This is a genomic window from Rhizobium sp. BR 314 (assembly GCF_047445805.1).
Classification (GTDB): domain Bacteria; phylum Pseudomonadota; class Alphaproteobacteria; order Rhizobiales; family Rhizobiaceae; genus Rhizobium; species Rhizobium lusitanum_B.
Map to the genome: position 1 here is coordinate 1 of NZ_JARWLA010000017.1, position 18,876 is coordinate 18,876.

The window sequence follows — 18,876 nt, forward strand, 5'->3', positions numbered from 1 at the left end:
GTCTGGTGCATGGCCGCGATGCGGTGATCAATGCGACCGACGATCTCAATGTCAGCCAGTATTTCGCGCCGCCGATCACCACCTATTTCCTGCCGATCCACGAGCCGAGCGAGCTTCTGGGCAGCTACATCCTGCGCCGCATGGAAGGCGAACCGCCCGAGGCACTGCAAGCCCTCATCATGCCCAGGCTCATCGAACGCTCCGACGATCGCGTCACACCAAAACGCTGATCCTAGAGACATGCTCCGCATTCGCGCGATGCCTCAGTTCTGTTGGCGCTCAGGGTGTGACCTGCTTTAACAGGACTCTCGCAATGTCGTCGTCTGCTAGTTGGCTGGCGATCGTCTGCGCAGAAACAGCAGGTACACCCTCTCGTTTGAAGTCTTAGCCATGAAACGGAATTTTTCCAGCTCAGCTCTAAACGAACCAGAATGCCTTTAGTCTACTAAAATTATAGACAATATTATTTCCGTCGAGCCTCATTGGGATGCGGTCTCCGGTCAAGTGACAGACTTGACCGTGATCGAAATCAGGGACGGGATATGGATAGAAACTCTTTGAACATACATGGGAAAAGGCGGGGTGGTTTCAGCATCGCACTGGCTTTATCTTTTTGGGCCTCAATCGGTACCGCGGCCAATGCTGCATCGGACGATACAAAGCCCGTCGATGGCGGCATCCTCAATGTGGGATTGGCAACCGACACGTCGATCATCGATCCGTCCATCACAGGCAGTTCGATCACCGCCGTCATCGCTCGCAACCTCGTCGATTCCCTCGTCGGACAGGCCGAGGACAACAGCTTCACGCCCTGGCTTGCCGAGCGATGGGAGATCAACCCCGACAACACCGTCTACACGTTCCATCTGCGTCAAGGGGTAACCTTCAGCGACGGGACGCCGCTTGATGCCGCTGCCGTCAAATTCAATTTCGAGCGCATCCTCGACCCGAAGACAGTGTCGAGCTACGCTAAATCGCTGCTCGGACCGATCGACAAGATCGAGGCGCCGGATCGCCTGACGCTCGTGATCCGCTATCGAGAATCTTTTGCGCCACTATTGCAGGGATTGAGCCTTCCTTATCTCGGTATTCAGTCGCCGACCTATCTACAGAAGGTGCAGAGCACGACGAACACGGTCATTGGCTCCGGCCCCTACGTCCTCGACAATTTCACCAAGGGTAGCGGCAGCAAGCTTGCGCGGCGAGCCGACTATGATTGGGGGCCTGGTTATGCCAAGCACAAGGGGCCGGCTCATTTCGAGCAGATCGTCTTCAAATACCTGCCGGAAGCGTCGGTGCGGCTGGGCGCTCTGGCAAGCGGGCAACTGCAGGCAATCGACGCCGTGCCACCGGCAAATTATCGATCGGTGCAAGGCAATGGCAAGTTGCAGGTCGTCACCCGGGAAAATCCGGGGATCAACAGCGCCTATTTCCTCAACACGTCCAAAGGGCCGTTTCAGGATCTGAGGGTGCGCCAGGCATTTCAAGCCGCCGTCAATGGCCCGGCCGCCGTGAAGGCAGCCTATTTCGGCACGTTGAAGCCGGCTGACAACATCCTTGGGCCTTCGACGCTCTATTACGATCGCGATATCCCAAGCAAATGGGGCTTTGATCTCGGCAAGGCGAACCATCTGCTGGACGAGGCAGGCTGGTCGCAGAGGGATGACGATGGAATACGCAGAAAGGACGGTGCGCGGCTGAGCCTGCATTATGTCTACGACACCGGCTCCACCAGTGCATCCGAGGTCACCCTCGCGCAGGCTGTTCAATATCAGGTGAAGCAGGCGGGCTTCGATCTTCAGCTCGATCCGGTCGATGCCGGTGGCTGGACGGCCCACCTTAACACCAATGATTACGATCTCGTCTCGTTTTTCTATGTGCGCGCCGAACCGGACATTCTGCGCACGGTGTTTCATTCCGCCTACATCCCCCCGGGCGGCCAGAACGCCTCTCGGACCAAGAGCCTGGATGAGAAGCTGAACAAGGCCGTCGGAGCGACGGACGCCGAACGCAAGCAGCTTTATGCGGACGTGCAGAAGGAGATCATCGAGCAAGCCTATGCGGTGCCGCTCTTCGTTGTCGCCTATCAACTCGGTGCAGCCAAGGCGCTTCACGGCATCTCCTGGGCCACCAACGCGAAACCGAACTTCTATGATGCCTGGCTGGATCAATAGATTCCTCCGGATCGCTGTGCGGCGGGCCGGCCTGATCGTTGCCGTGCTTTGGGGCGCGGCAACGATCGCCTTTGCCGCCGTCAAGCTCATCCCCGGTGATCCGGTGTCGATATTGGCTGGCGGAGAGAACGTCCTCGGGGAGGCCGAGCGCGCTGCGCTGGTGCATGAATATGGATTGGATCAGCCGCTTGCCGTTCAATACATCCACTACATCGGCAAGGCTGTCATCGGTGATTTCGGTCAAAGCTATCAGTACCGCGAACCCGTGGGCCGGGTGATCTGGGAGGCGGCTGGGCCGACATTGCAGCTTGCCAGCAGCGCCATCCTTCTCGCGCTTCTATTGGCGATCGGGGTTGCCTTGGCGACCGCAGGTCGCCGTCGAAACCTGGCGAGGTTTTCTTCGGGCGTGGAGTTGATCCTGCTGAGCACGCCGGTCTATTGGATCGGCATCGTTCTGCTCACCATCTTCAGTTTCAACCTGCAATGGTTCCCGGTGACCGGCAATGACGGGCTCGCCGCCTTGGTGCTGCCGGCGGTGGGCCTGAGCCTGCCCCTGGCGGCGCTCTTGAGTCAGGTATTGCGGGATGGCCTGGAAGAGGCGCTTTCACAACCGTTCGCGCTGACCGTAAGGGCGCGCGGTGTCGGCGAAACCATCCTGCGCGTCAGGCACGGATTGCGACACGCAGCGCTCGCGGCGTCGACACTGGCGGGCACGCTACTAGCGGGTACGCTCGGCGGTTCGATACTCACCGAGACCGTCTTTGGCCGCTCAGGGATCGGACAGATCACGCTTCTGGCGATCAAGACGCGTGACATGCCGCTCATCCTCGGATTGGTCATGCTATCCGCGCTCATTTTCGTCATCGTCAACCTTTTGGTCGATGGCATCTATCTGATGATCGATCCGCGTCTGCGCAGGAGAGGCTTATGACGAATGCCAGCCTATTCGAAGATGCAGCGCCTTTGCGCCGCGCGGAAAGCAGACGGCGTCCGTGGCTGTCTGCCGGCCTGCTCATACCATTGGCCTTTGTGATCATTCTTGGCCTCGCGGTATGGGCGCCGCATTGGTTTTGCCATTTCGATCCCGAAGCGGTCGATCCGGATGCGATATTGTCGGCGCCAGACACGACGCATTGGTTCGGCACCGATGAGCTCGGGCGCGATCTCTTCTCCCGCGTGATCTACGGCACCTCGCAATCCCTCAGCATCGGCATCGGTGCGACACTGATCGCCAGTCTCGGCGGTATTCTCTTGGGCACATTGGCGGCGCTGGCACCGAAGGTGATCGCCAGACCCCTGCTGCGCCTCATCGATATCCTGCTGGCCTTCCCCGAAATGCTGCTGGCGCTGCTCGTCATCGCCGTCCTCGGTCGCGGGCCTGCCAACACTCTGCTGGCGGTCGGGCTTTCCAGCATGGCTACCTATGCGCGGCTCATTCGTTCCCAGGTGCTTCAGGTCAAGCTGTCGGGCTATGTGGAGCATGCAGTCGCGCTGGGCGAACATCCCTGGACCATCATTCGCCAGCATATCGTGCCGAATTCCATCCGGCCGTTGCTTATCCTCGCGACCATCGGTGTCGGCAGCTCGGTCCTGTCGGCGTCTGCACTGAGCTTCCTCGGCCTCGGCGTCGTGCCACCGGCCGCTGAATGGGGTGCGCTTCTGGCCAATGGCCGCAACTTCCTCGACATAGCGCCCTGGACGAGCCTGCTGCCCGCAAGCGTGGTCGCGGTTTCGGTAATCTCGATCACGTTGCTCGGACGGCGGCTGCAAACAATTCTTGCAACGGGCGATGTGCGATGAATATCCAAACCGGTTCGCAGACCTTCCTTCCCTCGTCCGCCAAGCCGCCGCTGCTTGCGGTGAGCAGTCTGAGTGTCGCATTCTCGACACCGCAGGGCAGGGTGGATGCGGTTCGCGACTTGTCTCTGGACATAGCGGCCGGCGAGATTTTGGCCCTGGTTGGCGAGTCCGGATCGGGGAAGTCGGTGACGGCGCGTGCCATCGTTGGCCTGGCGGGATCGCGGGCAAACGTTGAGGCCAACAGGATGGAACTGACGGCTCGCGAAGGTCGGCGACTGAACCTTCTGGGATTGCGGGAGAAGGATTGGCGTGCGGTGCGCGGCCGCGAAATCGGTTTCATTCTCCAGGACGCATTGGTCTCGCTGGATCCACTGAGAACGATCGGCCGCGAGATCGCCGAGCCGATCCTGACGCATGGTTTGTCCTCGCGAGGGCTCGTATCGCAGCAAGTATTGGAACTGTTGGCGCGTGTCGGTATTCCCGAGCCGGCGACACGCGTCGGACAATACCCGAATGAACTCTCAGGTGGTTTGCGCCAGAGGGCCTTGATCGCCTCGGCGCTTGCAGCTCAACCAAGGCTGCTGGTCGCCGACGAGCCAACGACGGCGCTGGATGTGAGCGTTCAGAAAAAGGTCCTGGCCATCTTCAAGGCACTGGCTGCAGCCGGTCACGGCATTCTCCTGATTACCCATGATCTTTCCGTTGCCGCACAACTCGCAGATCGCGTTGCGGTCATGCGCAAAGGCCGGCTGCTGGAAATTGGGTCTGCGCACGGCGTTTTGGCGGATCCGCAGCATGAGTATACGCGACGTCTGCTCGCAGCGGTGCCGACTGCCGCCAATCGCGGTCAGCGTCTGAGCGAACCGGATAGATCCTTGCCGGCCCGCCGGATCGTCGCCACGGATCAACACCTTTTGGAGATCCGTGAGGTTTCCATGAGCTTTAGGCGTCCGGACGGCAGCCGTCTGCAGGCTGTCAGCAATGTATCGCTTCATATCGATCACGGCGAGACACTCGGCATCGTCGGAGAATCGGGTTCGGGCAAGACGACGCTGGGCAAGCTTGCTCTTGCGCTGCAGCAACCCGATAGCGGGCAGATATTCTTCGATGGGCACCCGTGGAGCATGCTCTCTGAGCGAGCGCGGCGGCCTCGGAGAGCGGGCATCCAGACCATAGCTCAGGATCCGCTCAGCTCATTCAATCCACGCTTCACGGTCGAGCGCATTATCGGTCAGCCACTGCGGCTCTATACAGAGTTGGACAAAGCAGGACGTGAGGAGAGAATCGAGATGTTGATGGAACTGGTCGGCCTGCCGCGAGAGCTGCTAGCCCGTCGACCGGCGGCTCTTTCGGGAGGCCAGCGCCAGCGTGTGTCGATCGCGCAGGCGATCGCTGCCTCGCCGAAGCTTTTGATCTGTGATGAACCGGTCTCCGCCCTCGATGTCACGACCCAGGCGCAAGTTCTGGATCTGCTCGTCGATCTCCAGGCAAGGCTGGGCTTGTCGATGATCTTCATCTCACATGATCTGGGCGTTATCCAGCATGTAAGCCACCGAATTGCCGTGATGAAGGATGGAGCTATTGTCGAGGCTGGATCGGTCGCCGAGGTTTTCAGTCGCCCGCAACACCCGTACACACGCGAACTCATCGCATCCGTGCCGAATTTCCGCGGAGCCTAGAACATTTCGTCCGCTGGCACCTGCGGAGCGATGGGACGGCGTTCCAATGATATTGGGCGGCATCTGTTTGAATCTGGTGGCGCGTTCGAATGGAGGTTGCGCTCAAATGGCGCTTGCAGCCAATCAAACGGTCAGATGCCGCCGAGCCTCCGGCGTATCCAGCGTTTCCGCCGGTCCCTCGTGCACGATCTCGCCGCGATCCATGATGTAGACGTAATCGGCAAGCTCGCGGCAGAAGTCGAGATATTGTTCGACCAGCAGGATCGCCATGCCGGTTGAATCCCTGAGATAGCGGATCGCCCGGCCGATATCCTTGATGATCGACGGCTGGATGCCTTCGGTCGGTTCGTCCAGCACCAGGATTTTCGGGCGTGTCACCATTGCCCGACCGATTGCCAGCTGCTGCTGCTGGCCGCCCGAGAGATCACCGCCGCGCCGAGACAGCATGGACTTCAGCACAGGAAACAAACTGTAGATGTCGTCGGGAATATTGCGGTCGCGGCGAGCGAGCGGCGCATAGCCACTCTCCAGATTCTCCTTCACGGTCAGTAGAGGAAAGATCTCGCGTCCTTGCGGCACATAGCCAATCCCCTGTTTGGCACGGGCGAAAGGCGCCATGCCATTCAGCGCGGCGCCGTTGAAGGCGACCGTACCAGCAGACAACGCGTGCTGTCCGGTGACTGCGCGCAACAGCGAGCTCTTGCCGACGCCGTTGCGCCCGAGGACACAGGTGATCTTGCCCATCTCGGCCTTGATCGAGATGCCGCGCAGCGCCTGGGCGGCGCCATAATGCAGGTTTGCGTTTTCGACTGTCAGCATCTCACCGTCCCAGATAATTCTCGATCACCTTTGGATCGCTACTGACGAAATCGATAGATCCTTCCGCCAGAACCGATCCTTCCGCCAAGCATGTCACCTTCACGCCAAGCTCGCGGATGAAGCCCATGTCATGCTCGACCACCACGACCGAGCGTGTCCTGGCAATTTCCTTGAGCAGCACCGCCGTCTCCGCTGTCTCCGCATCCGTCATGCCTGCCACCGGCTCATCGACCAGAAGCAGTTTCGGCTCCTGCGCAAGCAGCATGCCGATCTCCAGCCATTGCTTCTGGCCATGCGAGAGATTGGCCGCCAGTTCGTCGCGCCGATGCGAAAGCCGCACTATCTCAAGGATTTCGTTGATGCGATCGCGGTCTGTGGCCGTTAGGCGGTAGAAGAGCGTGGCAAAGACACCGCGGCTGCGGTTGAGCGCCAGTTCAAGATTGTCCCAGACGGTATGACTCTCGAAGACGGTCGGCTTCTGGAATTTCCGCCCGATACCGAGCTGGGCGATATCGGCCTCGTCTTTTTTCGTCAGATCGATCTGGCCGTTGAAGAACACCTCACCCTCGTCCGGCCGCGTTTTGCCGGTGATGATGTCCATCATCGTCGTCTTGCCGGCGCCGTTCGGGCCGATGATGGCGCGAAGCTCCCCCGGTTCGATCACCATCGACAGCGAATTCAAAGCCTTGAAGCCGTCAAACGACACCGAAACATTGTTGAGATAGAGCATGCTGTTGGGTTTGATGTCCGGGATCATGGTCCTACTCCGCCGCCTGAACCGGCTGTTGGGTGTCTTCCTCCGACGTCGCGGATGGCTCTACAGGCTGGCGTTTCCCGCCAAAACATTGCGCGAGGGTGCCAACTATGCCCTTGGGCAGGAGCAAGGTTACGGCCACGAACAGCCCGCCAAGCGCAAACAGCCAGAAATCGGGAAACAGGCCGGTGAAGATGGTCTTGCCGCCATTGACGATGATGGCGCCGATGATCGGGCCGATCAGCGTTGCTCTTCCGCCGACGGCGGTCCAGATGACCACTTCGATCGAATTGGCTGGTGCGAATTCGCCGGGGTTGATGATGCCGACCTGTGGGACATAGAGCGCCCCGGCAATACCGGCCATCATCGCCGATACGACGAAGACGAAGAGCTTGATGTGTTCGACGCGATAGCCCAGGAAGCGTGTGCGGCTTTCGGCGTCACGAACGCCCACCAGCACCTTGCCGAACTTCGAACGAACGATGGCTGAAGACAGCATCAGGGCGAGCGCGAGGAATACCGCCGTTACCGAGAAAAGTACGGCACGCGTTCCATCGGCTTGAATGTTGAAGCCGAGAATATCCTTGAAGTCGGTGAGGCCATTATTGCCGCCGAACCCCATATCGTTGCGGAAGAAGGCAAGCAGCAGCGCATAGGTCATCGCTTGGGTGATGATCGACAGATAGACGCCGTTGACGCGCGAGCGGAAGGCAAACCAGCCGAAGATGAAGGCGAGCAGGCCAGGTGCGACCAGTACCATCAGGATGGCGAACCAGAAATTATCGAACCCATACCAGAACCAGGGTAGCTCCTTCCAGTTCAGGAACACCATGAAATCAGGCAGGATCGGATTGCCGTAGGTGCCGCGCGAACCGATCTGCCGCATCAGATACATGCCCATCGCATAGCCGCCAAGCGCGAAGAAGGCGCCGTGGCCGAGCGAGAGAATGCCGCAATAGCCCCAGACGAGATCGAGCGCCAAAGCGAGCAGCGCATAGGTCAGATACTTGCCGAACAGCGACATCAGATAGGTCGGCACATGCAGCGCGCTCGTTTCCGGCAGCAGCAGGTTCGACAGCGGCACGAGTACTGCGACGGCAAGTAGGATCGCGATGGCGATGCTGATACGGCGGTCGAGCGAGCGAAGGATGAAGGCGGTGATCATGCTTCCACCGCCCTTCCCTTGAGCGCAAAGAGGCCGCGCGGACGTTTCTGGATAAAGAGAATGATGAGGACGAGGACAAGGATCTTTCCGAGCACCGCTCCCGCATAGGGTTCGAGGAACTTGTTGAGGATACCGAGCGAGAAGGCGCCGACCAGCGTCCCCCACAGATTGCCGACGCCGCCGAACACCACGACCATGAAACTGTCGATGATGTAGCCCTGGCCGAGGTTCGGTGAGACGTTGTCGATCTGCGAAAGCGCGACGCCGGCCATGCCGGCGATGCCCGACCCCAGCGCAAAGGTGAAGGCATCGACCCATGGCGTGCGGATGCCCATGGAGGAGGCCATGCGCCGGTTTTGGGTCACCGCCCGCATCTGCAGCCCGAAGGCGGAGCGCTTCAGGAGAAGAAGTAGCGCCACAAAGACGCCGAGCGCGAAGACGATGATCCAGAGGCGGTTCCAGGTAATGGAGAGGTATCCCAACTCGAAGGAGCCGGACATCCAGGAGGGATTGCCGACTTCTTGATTGGTCGGCCCGAAGATCGAACGCACCGCTTGCTGCAGGATCAGCGAAATACCCCATGTGGCGAGCAGCGTTTCCAGTGGTCTGCCATAGAGAAAGCGGATGACGCCGCGCTCGATGACGAGGCCAACGGCGCCAGTGACGATGAATGCGACCGGCAGAGCGATCGCCAGCGAGCAGTCGAACAGTTCCGGATAGGAATTGCGGATGACGCTCTGAACCATGAAGGTCGAGTAGGCGCCAAGCATCACCATCTCGCCATGCGCCATGTTGATGATGCCCATGACGCCGAAGGTGATGGCAAGGCCGATGGCAGCCAGAAGCAGCACCGAGCCGAGCGAAAGGCCGTACCAGACATTCTGCGCCGCATCCCAGATTTTCAATTGCTCCTGAATGCCGGCAATGGCCGTTACGACATCCGGCTTTAGACTTTCGTCGACGGACACCGAGGAGAGGATTCCGATGGCGTCGCGGCCACCTTCGGCTTTGATCGTCTCGATCGCTGCCTTCTTGTCCTCAGCCGGACGGTCCGAGCCGAGCACCGCAACCGCTCTTGCTCTTTCAAGCGTGGTGCGGACCTCCCCATCCTTCTCGCTCTGTAGTGCGGTCTCGACCGCCTCAAGCGAATCCGCGCTTGGCGCCTTCAAAATGGATTGAGCCGCCGCAAGCCGTGTCGCGCGGTCAGGGCTCATCAATGTCAGGCTGCCGAGAGCAGCACGAACCGCGCGGCGCAGATTGTTGTTGATCTTGATCTTGCCGAGATTGTCCTTGGCTTCCTGCCCGGCGGCTTGGCCGGTCAATGGATCGAGCAGATCCATCCTATCGCCGGAGGACTTGGCGATGAACACATGATTGTCCGCCTTGCGGACATAGAGATCTCCGTCGGAAAAGGCCTGCAATGCCGGCACCACTTTCGGATCACCTGTTTTCGCAAGACTTTCGACGATATCGCCAGCCTTCTGGAAATTGGCCTGGCCGAGCTGATTGATCAGACCGTGTGTATCGTCCTCGGCCCGCAGGCTCGTTGCGGTCAACGCCAGCGCCAGGAAAAGGCCGGCGATCAGTGTCAACGCCAAGCGGTAAACGAATTTATCGAGCATCATTGTCCCCTCGAGCTGCCGCGGGCAAAAGAGCCTGCCCGCGGCGGTCTTGCGTCATTGCCGCGGAAATCAGGAGCCCTTGCCGCCGCACTTGCCGGTGGTGACGTTGAAGTTGCCGCAGTTCATGGGCATGCGCCAATCCGAGATCAGATCCTTGCTGTCGGGCAGGTAGTCGGACCATTCCTTGCCGACTACGGCAGGGGTCTGCGAAACGACATCGAACTGGCCGTTTTCCTGCACTTCGCCGATCAGAACTGGCTTGGTGATGTAGTGGTTCGGCATCATGGTGGCGGTGCCGCCGGTAAGGTTCGGAACGGAAACGCCGACAAGCGCGTCGATGACCTTGTCCGGCTCGGTGGTGCCGGCCTTCTCGACGGCCTTCACCCACATGTTGAAACCGATATAGGCGGCTTCCATCGGGTCGTTGGTCACGCGCTTGTCGTTCTTGGTATAGGCGTGCCATTCCTTGATGAAGGCAGCGTTGGTGGGCGTGTCGACGGACTGGAAATAGTTCCAGGCGGCAAGATGTCCGACAAGCGGCTTGGTGTCGACGCCGGCGAGTTCTTCTTCCCCGACAGAGAAAGCGACGACCGGAATATCTTCGGCCTTGACGCCCTGGTTGCCGAGTTCCTTATAGAAGGGAACATTGGCGTCGCCATTGATGGTGGAGACGACGGCGGTCTTCTTGCCGGCCGAACCGAAGGTCTTGATCTTTGAGACTTCCGTCTGCCAGTCGGAGAAGCCGAACGGCGTGTAATTGATGATGATGTCTTCGTCCTTGACGCCCTTGGACTTCAGATAGGCTTCGAGGATCTTGTTGGTCGTGCGCGGATAGACATAGTCGGTGCCCTCAAGCACCCAGCGCTGTACGCCTTCGTTCTTCATGAGGTAGTCGACGGCCGGAATTGCCTGCTGGTTCGGCGCGGCCCCCGTGTAGAAGACGTTGCGCTCGGACTCTTCGCCTTCGAACTGGACCGGATAGAACAGGATCGAGTTGAGCTCCTTGAATACGGGCAGCACCGACTTGCGCGACACCGAGGTCCAGCAGCCGAAGACGGCCGAGACCTTGTCCTTCTGGATCAGTTCGCGGGCCTTTTCGGCGAAGAGCGGCCAGTCCGAGGCCGGATCGACGACCACGGGTTCAAGCTTCTTGCCGAGAACGCCGCCCTTCTTGTTCTGCTCGTCGATGAGCATCAGCATGGCGTCCTTGAGCGTCGTTTCCGAAATCGCCATGGTGCCGGACAGCGAATGTAGGACGCCGACCTTGATCGTGTCGTCGGCGGCGAAAGCACCGTGGAATGCGGTCGTGGACATGATGGCGCCAAGCAGCGCGCCGGAGACGAGAGTCTTGAATTTCATCCGTGGTTCCCCTCTTTTTGTCTGCCGCAACGGCCGGTAAACGAAGATGGACCGTTGCCTGACGGGACTATTCGGCAGCCCATTGGGAAACCACATACGTAGAATGACGTAGGTGCCGGGGCGAAATCTGCAGCTTTGGCCACCTTCGCGCTCTTAAGCGTCGCGCCGATCCATGTTACGACACCTCTGGACTGCCGGAGTGATCCTGGCGGGACTGCTGAAGGGTAAGCATGGCGGCGCGGCAACGCATCATTCCGGTAAGACGCGCGTATAACCGCTGGGTCGCGAACCAGACGCTGGAAGACTATGCCCTGCGTTTTACGGCCAAGAGCGCTCGCCAATTCTCGTCGCAACGCATCTCGCAAACCGCGATCGGCGCCATTTCCTTCCTGGCACTGGAGGCCATCGGCGGCACGATCACGCTCTCTTATGGCACCACCAACGCATTCTATGCCATCATCGTTGCCAGTATCGTCATGTTGGCCGTGGGCTTGCCGATCAGCCGCTATGCCATCCGCCATGGCGTCGACATCGATCTCCTGACCCGCGGCGCGAGCTTCGGTTATATCGGCTCGACCGTCACCTCGCTGATCTATGCGAGCTTCACCTTCATGCTGTTTGCGATCGAGGCGTCGATCATGTCTGGCGCGTTGGAGCTTTCGCTCGGCATACCCGTCTGGATCGGTTATATCATCAGTGCCGTCATGGTGATCCCGCTCGTCACCCATGGCGTGCGCCTCATCAGTCGGTTCCAGTTGTTGACGCAGCCATTCTGGATCGTTCTCAACATCCTGCCCTTCGTCTTCATCGCCTTTGCCGATTGGGGCAAATTCGATCTCTGGCGGGCCTTTGCGGGCATCCATCATCCCGCGAGCGCACCAGGCACTGCCGCTCCCTTCGATCTGATCGAGTTTGGCGCCGCTTCCGCCGTCATCCTGGCTCTGATGTCACAGATCGGCGAACAGGCCGACTTTCTTCGCTTTCTGCCGCCGGAGGGTCATCGTAAATGGCGCCATCGACTGGCCGTCTTTCTTGCCGGGCCGGGATGGGTCATCATCGGTGCGCCGAAGCTGCTTGCCGGCTCCTTCCTCGTCGTCCTGACGCTGACCTCGGGCGTGCCGGCCGAGCGCGCCGCCGATCCTGCGCAAATGTACCTCACTGCCTTCGGCTACATGATCCCCTGGCACAATGCAGCGCTGCTCCTCATGGCCGCTTTTGTGATGATCTCGCAGCTGAAGATCAACGTTATGAACGCCTATGCCGGCTCGCTCGCATGGTCGAACTTCTTTTCGCGGCTGACGCACAGCCATCCCGGCCGCGTGATCTGGCTGGTCTTCAATGTCGCCATTGCGCTCTTGCTGATGGAGCTCGGCATCTACCGCCTGCTTGAAGAGACCCTCGGCATCTTCTCCATCATCGCCATGGCCTGGCTTTGCACCATCTCTGCCGATCTCTTCGTCAACAAGCCGCTGGGGCTTGCACCCCCGGGTATTGAGTTCAAGCGCGCGCATCTTTATGATATCAATCCGGTCGGTCTCGGTGCTATGGCGCTTTCCGCGTCGATCGCCCTGATGGCCCATTTCGGTGCCTTCGGCTCGCTCTCAGCATCGCTTGCACCCTATATTACCTTGATCGTCGCGCTCATCGCCTCACCCGCCATCGCCTGGGTCACCGAAGGCAAGTATTACTTGGCCCGCAAGCCGCGCCAGAGCTGGAAGAACCTGACCACCATCACATGCTCGGTCTGCGAACATCCCTTCGAGCCGGAGGACATGGCCTGGTGTCCTGCCTATGCCGCGCCGATCTGCTCGCTGTGCTGTTCGCTCGACAGCCGCTGCCATGACATGTGCAAGCCGAAAGCGCGGCTCAATACCCAGGTCGCCACCGTCGCCAGGACGTTGTTGCCGGCTGGCATCGTTGCTCGGCTTGCCACACGCCTCGGTCGCTACGGTATTGCCGTTGCTCTGGCATTGACTGCCATGGGCGCCATTCTCGCGATGATCGCGCATCAGGTTGGCGCCGCTTCACCGGAAACGGCATCCGTAGTCAACCGCACGATCCTGATCGTCTTTTTCGTCTTTGCCGTGATCGCCGGCGTGGCCTGCTGGTTCTATGTACTTGCCCATGACAGCCGTGTGGTGGCCGAGGAAGAGTCCTCGCGCCAGAACACGCTGCTTCTAAAGGAAATTGCCGCGCATAAGAAAACCGACGCCGCCCTGCAGGGCGCCAAGGAGGCGGCCGAAGCGGCAAACCGCGCCAAGAGCCGCTATGTCGTGGGTTTGAGCCATGAGTTGCGCACCCCGCTCAACGCCGTACTCGGCTATGCGCAGATCTTGGAGCGTGACGAGAGCATTCCGGCGCCCCGGCAATCCTCCCTGAAGGTCATTCGCCGTAGTGCCGAACATCTTTCCGGCCTGATCGACGGGCTGCTTGATATTTCGAAGATCGAGGCAGGCCGACTGCAGGTCTATTCCAACGAGATCAACATCCAGGATTTCCTCGACCAGATCATTGACATGTTCCGTCCACAGGCGCAGGCCAAGGGGCTGACTTTCGTCCATGAGCGCGCTGCTGCTTTGCCCGATTATGTCCGAACCGACGAGAAGCGGTTACGCCAGATCCTCGTCAACCTGCTCTCCAACGCCATCAAGTTCACCGATACGGGCAGCGTTCACTTCGAGGTGGGCTACCGCAACCAGGTTGCTACCTTCACCGTTTCCGACACAGGTCGCGGGATCGCCGCAAAAGACATCACTCGCATCTATGAGCCTTTCCAACGTGGTGAAGCGGACAGCATCAGACCTATGCCCGGCCTTGGCCTTGGGCTGACGATCACGCAGCTGCTGACCAATACGCTCGGCGGCGAGATTTCCGTCACCAGCGAGAAGGACAAGGGCTCGACGTTCAGGGTGCGCTTGATGCTGTCGGCGGTCATCCGTCCGATGAAACCACCGGCGCAGGAGCAGCGCATCGTCGGCTATGAAGGTCCGCGGCGGACCGTTGTCATCGTCGACGACAATGAAGATCATCGCGAACTGATGCGCGAGATCCTGTCGCCGCTCGACTTCATCGTGCTGACAGCCGCAGGCGGTCCCGATTGTTTGGCCTTGATCGAAGGCATCAAGCCGGATCTTTTCCTGGTCGATATTTCCATGCCCGGGATGAATGGCTGGCAACTGGTCTCCCGGCTCAGGGAAAATGGCCAGATGGCGCCGATCCTCATGCTGTCGGCAAATATCGGCGATGCCGCCGCCGCGACCGACAGTGACGACAGCCACAATGATGCGATCGCCAAGCCGGTCGATATCCGGCAATTGCGTGACAAGCTGGCGCTGCATCTCGCCCTGAAATGGGTCTATATCGACGCTGCGGCCGTGGTGACGCCGAAGCGGCCGCCGGCACTGAAAAGCCCTGGCTTGGAGCATGTTCGGGAGCTGATGCGGCTTGGCGAAATCGGGTATGTCAGGGGCATCGAGGCAAAGCTTGCGGATCTCGCCAGACTTGAAGAGAACAAGCCCTTTACGGACGCCTTGCGCGCTCATGTCCAGGCCTTCGATCTGGATGGCTTTCTCAAAATGCTGCGCACCTTCGACACGGAAAGGGTAGAACAGATTGGCTGAGCCCAACCTTCCCCGCGACATAGTCTTGCTGGTCGACGATTCGCCCGAGGCGCTCGGCTTCCTCACGGACGCGCTCGAGCAATCCGGCTTCTCCGTGCTGATCGCCACGTCTGGGGCGGCCGCATTGAATATCGTCGAGCGCATCACGCCCGATCTCATCCTTCTCGATGCTGTCATGCCTTCGATGGATGGCTTTGAGACTTGCCGTCGGCTGAAAGCCAATGCCGGCATTGCCCAGACCCCCGTCGTCTTCATGACCGGCCTGACCGAAACCGAGCATGTGGTGCATGCGCTGGAATCCGGCGGCGTCGACTATCTCACCAAGCCGATTAATGTCGACGAACTGCGCGCACGCATCCGCGTCCATCTTCGCAACGCCCGCTCCGCCCAGAGCGCCAGGGTGGCGCTCGACGCCGCAGGCCGGCATCTGCTGGCGGTCAAGGGCAATGGCTCGATCCATTGGTCGACGCCACAGGCAACCCGCCTCATCAATGCTGCTACCGGCAGTGACGATGGCCTCGATCTGGCATTGAAACACATTGCAGCCTTCATGCTTGAACGTGAGCGGCTGGGGTCCGCTCGTGACGAGCTTCTTTCGATCAGCAGTGGCGGGCAATCCGTCCTGCAGTTCTCCTTTCTCGGCGCCATCGGTACAGACGAGTATCTCTTTCGGCTGACCGCTAGGGATCAGCGCCCCGATGATGACATACTGCGCCAGCATTTCTCGCTGACACAGCGCGAGTCGGAGGTACTGTTATGGCTTGCGAAGGGGAAATCGAACCGCGACATCGGTGAAATCCTCGGCCTCTCCGCCCGCACGGTGAACAAGCATTTGGAGCAGATCTATGTCAAACTCGGCGTCGAGAATCGGGCATCAGCCGCTGTGAAGGCCGCGCACGTCCTGCACAAAGCCTAGCGCTTCAAACCGCTCTATCTTCCTGTTTCCTCACATGTTCCGCATGGAAAGCCGCTGCGTACTTTCCCCGGGTTGCTCCGTGAGTCGGCGAAGGCACGCCGGCTTTAAGGGCCGGTCAGGGGTATATTTTAGCTAGGCGCGATTGGCGGAGAACTGTTGTCGCAATAGGAGGCTACAACCTGTAACCGACGTCGCGCCAGCGGTGTAGCTTCCTGTTGTGCTTTGCACGCTGACGACCACTCGACATGGGTTTGTCAAACGAGGAAACCCGCAAAATCCGCAGCGTCATAAGTTATTTTGTCTAGACATGAAAAAGTCGCGCACGCAATATGACGCTGCCAAAAACGGCAGTATCGTCAGCTGCCTCAACAAAGAGCAGGGAACTTCACATCATGAAAAAGGCATTGTTTCTCGCCGCCTTTACGGCCCTGGCCGGCCTCACGCAAGCGCAGGCGGCGGACACGAAAGTATCTATCGGAATATCGGGCTGGACCGGTTTTGCGCCGCTGACACTTGCCAAAGAAGCCGGCATCTTTAAGAAGCATGGGCTCGATGTCACCGTGGCGAAGGTACCGCAGGCAAGCCGCCATCTGGCGCTTGCCTCGGGCGATATCCAGTGTGCCGCGACGACCGTGGAAACCTGGATCGTCTGGAATGCAGCAGGTGTCGCGACGACGCAATTGTTCCAGCTGGATGTCTCGCACGGAGCGGACGGCATTGCAGCCAAGCCGGGAATCACCAAGGTCTCTGATCTCAAGGGCAAGGCAGTTGCGGCGTCGGCACCTGGAACATCGCCTTACTTCCTGCTCGCCTACATCCTTGCCAAGAACGGCATGAGCATGAAGGACGTCAAAGTCGTCAATATGGAGCCAGGCCCTGCCGCCCAGGCACTCCTCGCCGGCCAGAACGACGCGGCCGTGACTTACGAGCCATATCTCTCAGCCGTTCGCGCAGCACCCGACAAAGGCAAGATTATCGCCACCACGGTCGACTATCCGGCTGTCATGGATACTTTCGGCTGCACCAACGCTTTCCTGAAAGATCATCCCGACGCTGCCAAGGCGTTGGCTGCGAGCTATTACGATGCGCTTGAAATGATCAAAGCGGACAAGGACAAGTCCTACGAGATCATGGGCAAGGACGTGAAACAGTCCGGCAAGGAGTTCGGCGAGTCAGCCGCCTATCTCGCGTGGCAGGACAAGGCCGCCGCGAAGAAGTTCTTTGGCTCGACTTTCAAGACGTTCAGCGAGGAAGCCGCCAAGATCCTGCTTGATGCCGGCGTCATCAAGAGCAAGCCGGATCTTTCGAAACTGGCTGATCCGTCCTTCATCGAGTAAGGCCGAAAGCAATCCACAGGCGTGTCGGGTCTTCGGCACGCCTTTTCTCACGACAAGAGACCCAATGCGCCCGCTCGAACCCATAAGCTCCAGCAGCCGGCTTCTATACGGCTTGCTTTTTTTTATCCTTTTCTTCGTCGCCTGGGGTTGCCTCACGCTTGGCGGCCTTGTTTCGAAGACCTTTCTTGCCGATCCGATCACCATGGTGAAGGACGGCTACGATCTGCTTGTCAATCAAGGCTTTGCCTTCGATATCGGCATGACGATCTGGCGCGTGCTCGGTGGCTTCGTCCTGTCGGCGCTGATCGCAGTACCGCTCGGCATCCTCATGGGCGCCTACAAGCCAGTCGAGGCACTGCTTGAACCTTTCGTCTCCTTCGCCCGCTATCTGCCGGCTTCGGCCTTTGTTCCGCTGCTCATCCTCTGGGCCGGCATCGGTGAAACGCAGAAGCTGCTCGTCATCTTCATCGGCGCCGTGTTCCAGATCATTCTGATGGTGGCCGTTTCGGTGGCCGGAACACGACGGGATCTGGTCGAAGCAGCCTATACGCTCGGAGCGTCCGATCGTGGCGTTGTGCGCCGCGTCTTGATCCCGGCTGCCGCTCCCGATATCGGCGAAACGCTTCGGCTGGTTCTCGGCTGGGCCTGGACCTATGTCATCGTGGCCGAACTCATCGGTGCCTCCTCCGGCATTGGCTACATGATCATCAACAGTCAGGCGCTGCTCGCCACCGGCCAGATCATCTTCGGCATCATCGTCATCGGCCTGATCGGCCTTGTTTCCGACTTTGCGTTCAAGCGCGTAAACCGCAAGCTGTTCGCATGGAGATTTGCATGAGCGTACCCGGCGAACTTCGCATCAAGGATGTCAGCCGTACCTTTCCCGGCGTAAAGGGCGGCGCGCCCACTCTAGCCCTCCAGCCGACGACGCTCGACATTCCCCGCAACGACTTCGTGACCATCCTCGGCCCTTCAGGCTGCGGCAAGTCCACGCTTCTGCGGATCATTGCCGGCCTCGACAAGCCGACGACAGGCACGGTGACGCTGGATGGCAGGCAAGTCACTGGCCCTAGCGCCGATCGCGGCATGGTATTCCAATCCTACACGCTGTTTCCGTGGCTGACGATACGCGAGAATGTCGGTTTCGGCCTGCGCGAACGCGGCGTTGCCGAGCGGGACCGGAACGATATCGTCGCCAGCTATATAGACAAGGTCGGCTTGCGCGGCTTCGAGGATCACTGGCCGAAGCAATTGTCCGGCGGCATGCAGCAACGAACGGCGATTGCCCGTGCGCTTGCCAACGATCCGAAAATCCTCTTGCTCGACGAGCCGTTCGGCGCGCTCGACAATCAAACACGCGGGCTGATGCAGGAGCTTCTGCTCGGCATCTGGGAGCGGGAACAGAAGACTGTGGTCTTCGTGACGCACGATATCGAAGAAGCGGTGTTCATGGCATCGCGCGTCGTGACGATGACGGCGCGTCCCGGCCGCATCAAATCGATCACGCCTGTCAGCCTTCCGCATCCACGCCATTACACGATCAAGGCAAGTCCGGAATTCTCGGCGTTGCGGCTCAAGCTCACGGAAGAGATCAGAGACGAGGCAATCGCTGCCGCCGCGCACGGCTAGGC

At 59.7% G+C, this 18,876-nt stretch carries 13 protein-coding genes and 2 pseudogenes; 10 read left to right on the forward strand and 5 right to left on the reverse strand.

What is annotated here, in order from left to right:
* The 5 genes and pseudogenes from QD461_RS20465 to QD461_RS20485 form a co-directional block, all read left to right on the forward strand.
* Positions 1-230, forward strand: a pseudogene (locus QD461_RS20465) (LacI family transcriptional regulator); the annotation flags it as partial.
* A 312-nt stretch (positions 231-542) separates the two neighbouring features.
* Positions 543-2,174 carry an ABC transporter substrate-binding protein gene (locus QD461_RS20470; protein WP_414089407.1) on the forward strand — a complete coding sequence of 544 codons (1,632 nt, stop codon included), beginning with the start codon at positions 543-545 and terminating at the stop codon, positions 2,172-2,174.
* Positions 2,152-3,105, forward strand: coding sequence for an ABC transporter permease (locus tag QD461_RS20475; RefSeq protein WP_414089408.1), 954 nt, complete (start codon positions 2,152-2,154; stop codon positions 3,103-3,105). Before QD461_RS20470 ends, QD461_RS20475 begins: the two co-directional genes overlap by 23 nt.
* The gene (locus QD461_RS20480) at positions 3,102-3,974 is read left to right on the forward strand and encodes an ABC transporter permease (RefSeq protein WP_414089409.1); all 873 of its coding nucleotides are present in this window, start codon (positions 3,102-3,104) and stop codon (positions 3,972-3,974) included. The genes QD461_RS20475 and QD461_RS20480 overlap by 4 nt, the downstream gene beginning before the upstream one ends.
* Positions 3,971-5,653: a dipeptide ABC transporter ATP-binding protein gene (locus QD461_RS20485; RefSeq protein WP_414089410.1), complete on the forward strand. Its 1,683-nt coding sequence runs from the start codon at positions 3,971-3,973 to the stop codon at positions 5,651-5,653. The genes QD461_RS20480 and QD461_RS20485 overlap by 4 nt, the downstream gene beginning before the upstream one ends.
* Positions 5,654-5,776: 123 nt before the next feature.
* Here the strand turns inward: QD461_RS20485 and urtE are convergent, their stop codons facing one another.
* From urtE to urtA, 5 genes and pseudogenes are all read right to left on the reverse strand, one after another.
* Positions 5,777-6,472: an urea ABC transporter ATP-binding subunit UrtE gene (urtE, locus tag QD461_RS20490; protein ID WP_414089411.1), complete on the reverse strand. Its 696-nt coding sequence runs from the start codon at positions 6,470-6,472 to the stop codon at positions 5,777-5,779.
* 1 nt (position 6,473) lies between these two features.
* Positions 6,474-7,229 carry an urea ABC transporter ATP-binding protein UrtD gene (gene urtD, locus QD461_RS20495; protein WP_414089412.1) on the reverse strand — a complete coding sequence of 252 codons (756 nt, stop codon included), beginning with the start codon at positions 7,227-7,229 and terminating at the stop codon, positions 6,474-6,476.
* 93 nt (positions 7,230-7,322) lie between these two features.
* Positions 7,323-8,391: pseudogene (urtC, locus tag QD461_RS20500) on the reverse strand (urea ABC transporter permease subunit UrtC); the annotation flags it as partial.
* Entirely contained in the window at positions 8,388-10,013 is a 1,626-nt protein-coding gene (gene urtB / locus QD461_RS20505; RefSeq protein WP_414089490.1) for an urea ABC transporter permease subunit UrtB, read from the reverse strand. The pseudogene urtC and the gene urtB, both read right to left, overlap by 4 nt.
* Before the next feature lie 69 nt (positions 10,014-10,082).
* Positions 10,083-11,372 carry an urea ABC transporter substrate-binding protein gene (gene urtA / locus QD461_RS20510; RefSeq protein WP_414089413.1) on the reverse strand — a complete coding sequence of 430 codons (1,290 nt, stop codon included), beginning with the start codon at positions 11,370-11,372 and terminating at the stop codon, positions 10,083-10,085.
* Between the two features lie 230 nt (positions 11,373-11,602).
* On the opposite strand from urtA, the gene QD461_RS20515 reads away from it, so the two are divergent.
* The 5 genes from QD461_RS20515 to QD461_RS20535 all read left to right on the forward strand — a co-directional run bounded on the left by QD461_RS20515 (position 11,603) and on the right by QD461_RS20535 (position 18,874).
* Positions 11,603-14,992: an ATP-binding protein gene (locus QD461_RS20515; protein WP_414089414.1), complete on the forward strand. Its 3,390-nt coding sequence runs from the start codon at positions 11,603-11,605 to the stop codon at positions 14,990-14,992.
* Positions 14,985-15,908 carry a response regulator gene (locus QD461_RS20520; protein WP_414089415.1) on the forward strand — a complete coding sequence of 308 codons (924 nt, stop codon included), beginning with the start codon at positions 14,985-14,987 and terminating at the stop codon, positions 15,906-15,908. The genes QD461_RS20515 and QD461_RS20520 overlap by 8 nt, the downstream gene beginning before the upstream one ends.
* A gap of 392 nt (positions 15,909-16,300) precedes the next feature.
* Positions 16,301-17,245: an ABC transporter substrate-binding protein gene (locus tag QD461_RS20525; protein ID WP_184705272.1), complete on the forward strand. Its 945-nt coding sequence runs from the start codon at positions 16,301-16,303 to the stop codon at positions 17,243-17,245.
* A 64-nt stretch (positions 17,246-17,309) separates the two neighbouring features.
* Positions 17,310-18,083 carry an ABC transporter permease gene (locus QD461_RS20530; protein WP_184705274.1) on the forward strand — a complete coding sequence of 258 codons (774 nt, stop codon included), beginning with the start codon at positions 17,310-17,312 and terminating at the stop codon, positions 18,081-18,083.
* Positions 18,080-18,874: an ABC transporter ATP-binding protein gene (locus tag QD461_RS20535; protein WP_414089416.1), complete on the forward strand. Its 795-nt coding sequence runs from the start codon at positions 18,080-18,082 to the stop codon at positions 18,872-18,874. The genes QD461_RS20530 and QD461_RS20535 overlap by 4 nt, the downstream gene beginning before the upstream one ends.
* Positions 18,875-18,876: the final 2 nt, after the last annotated feature.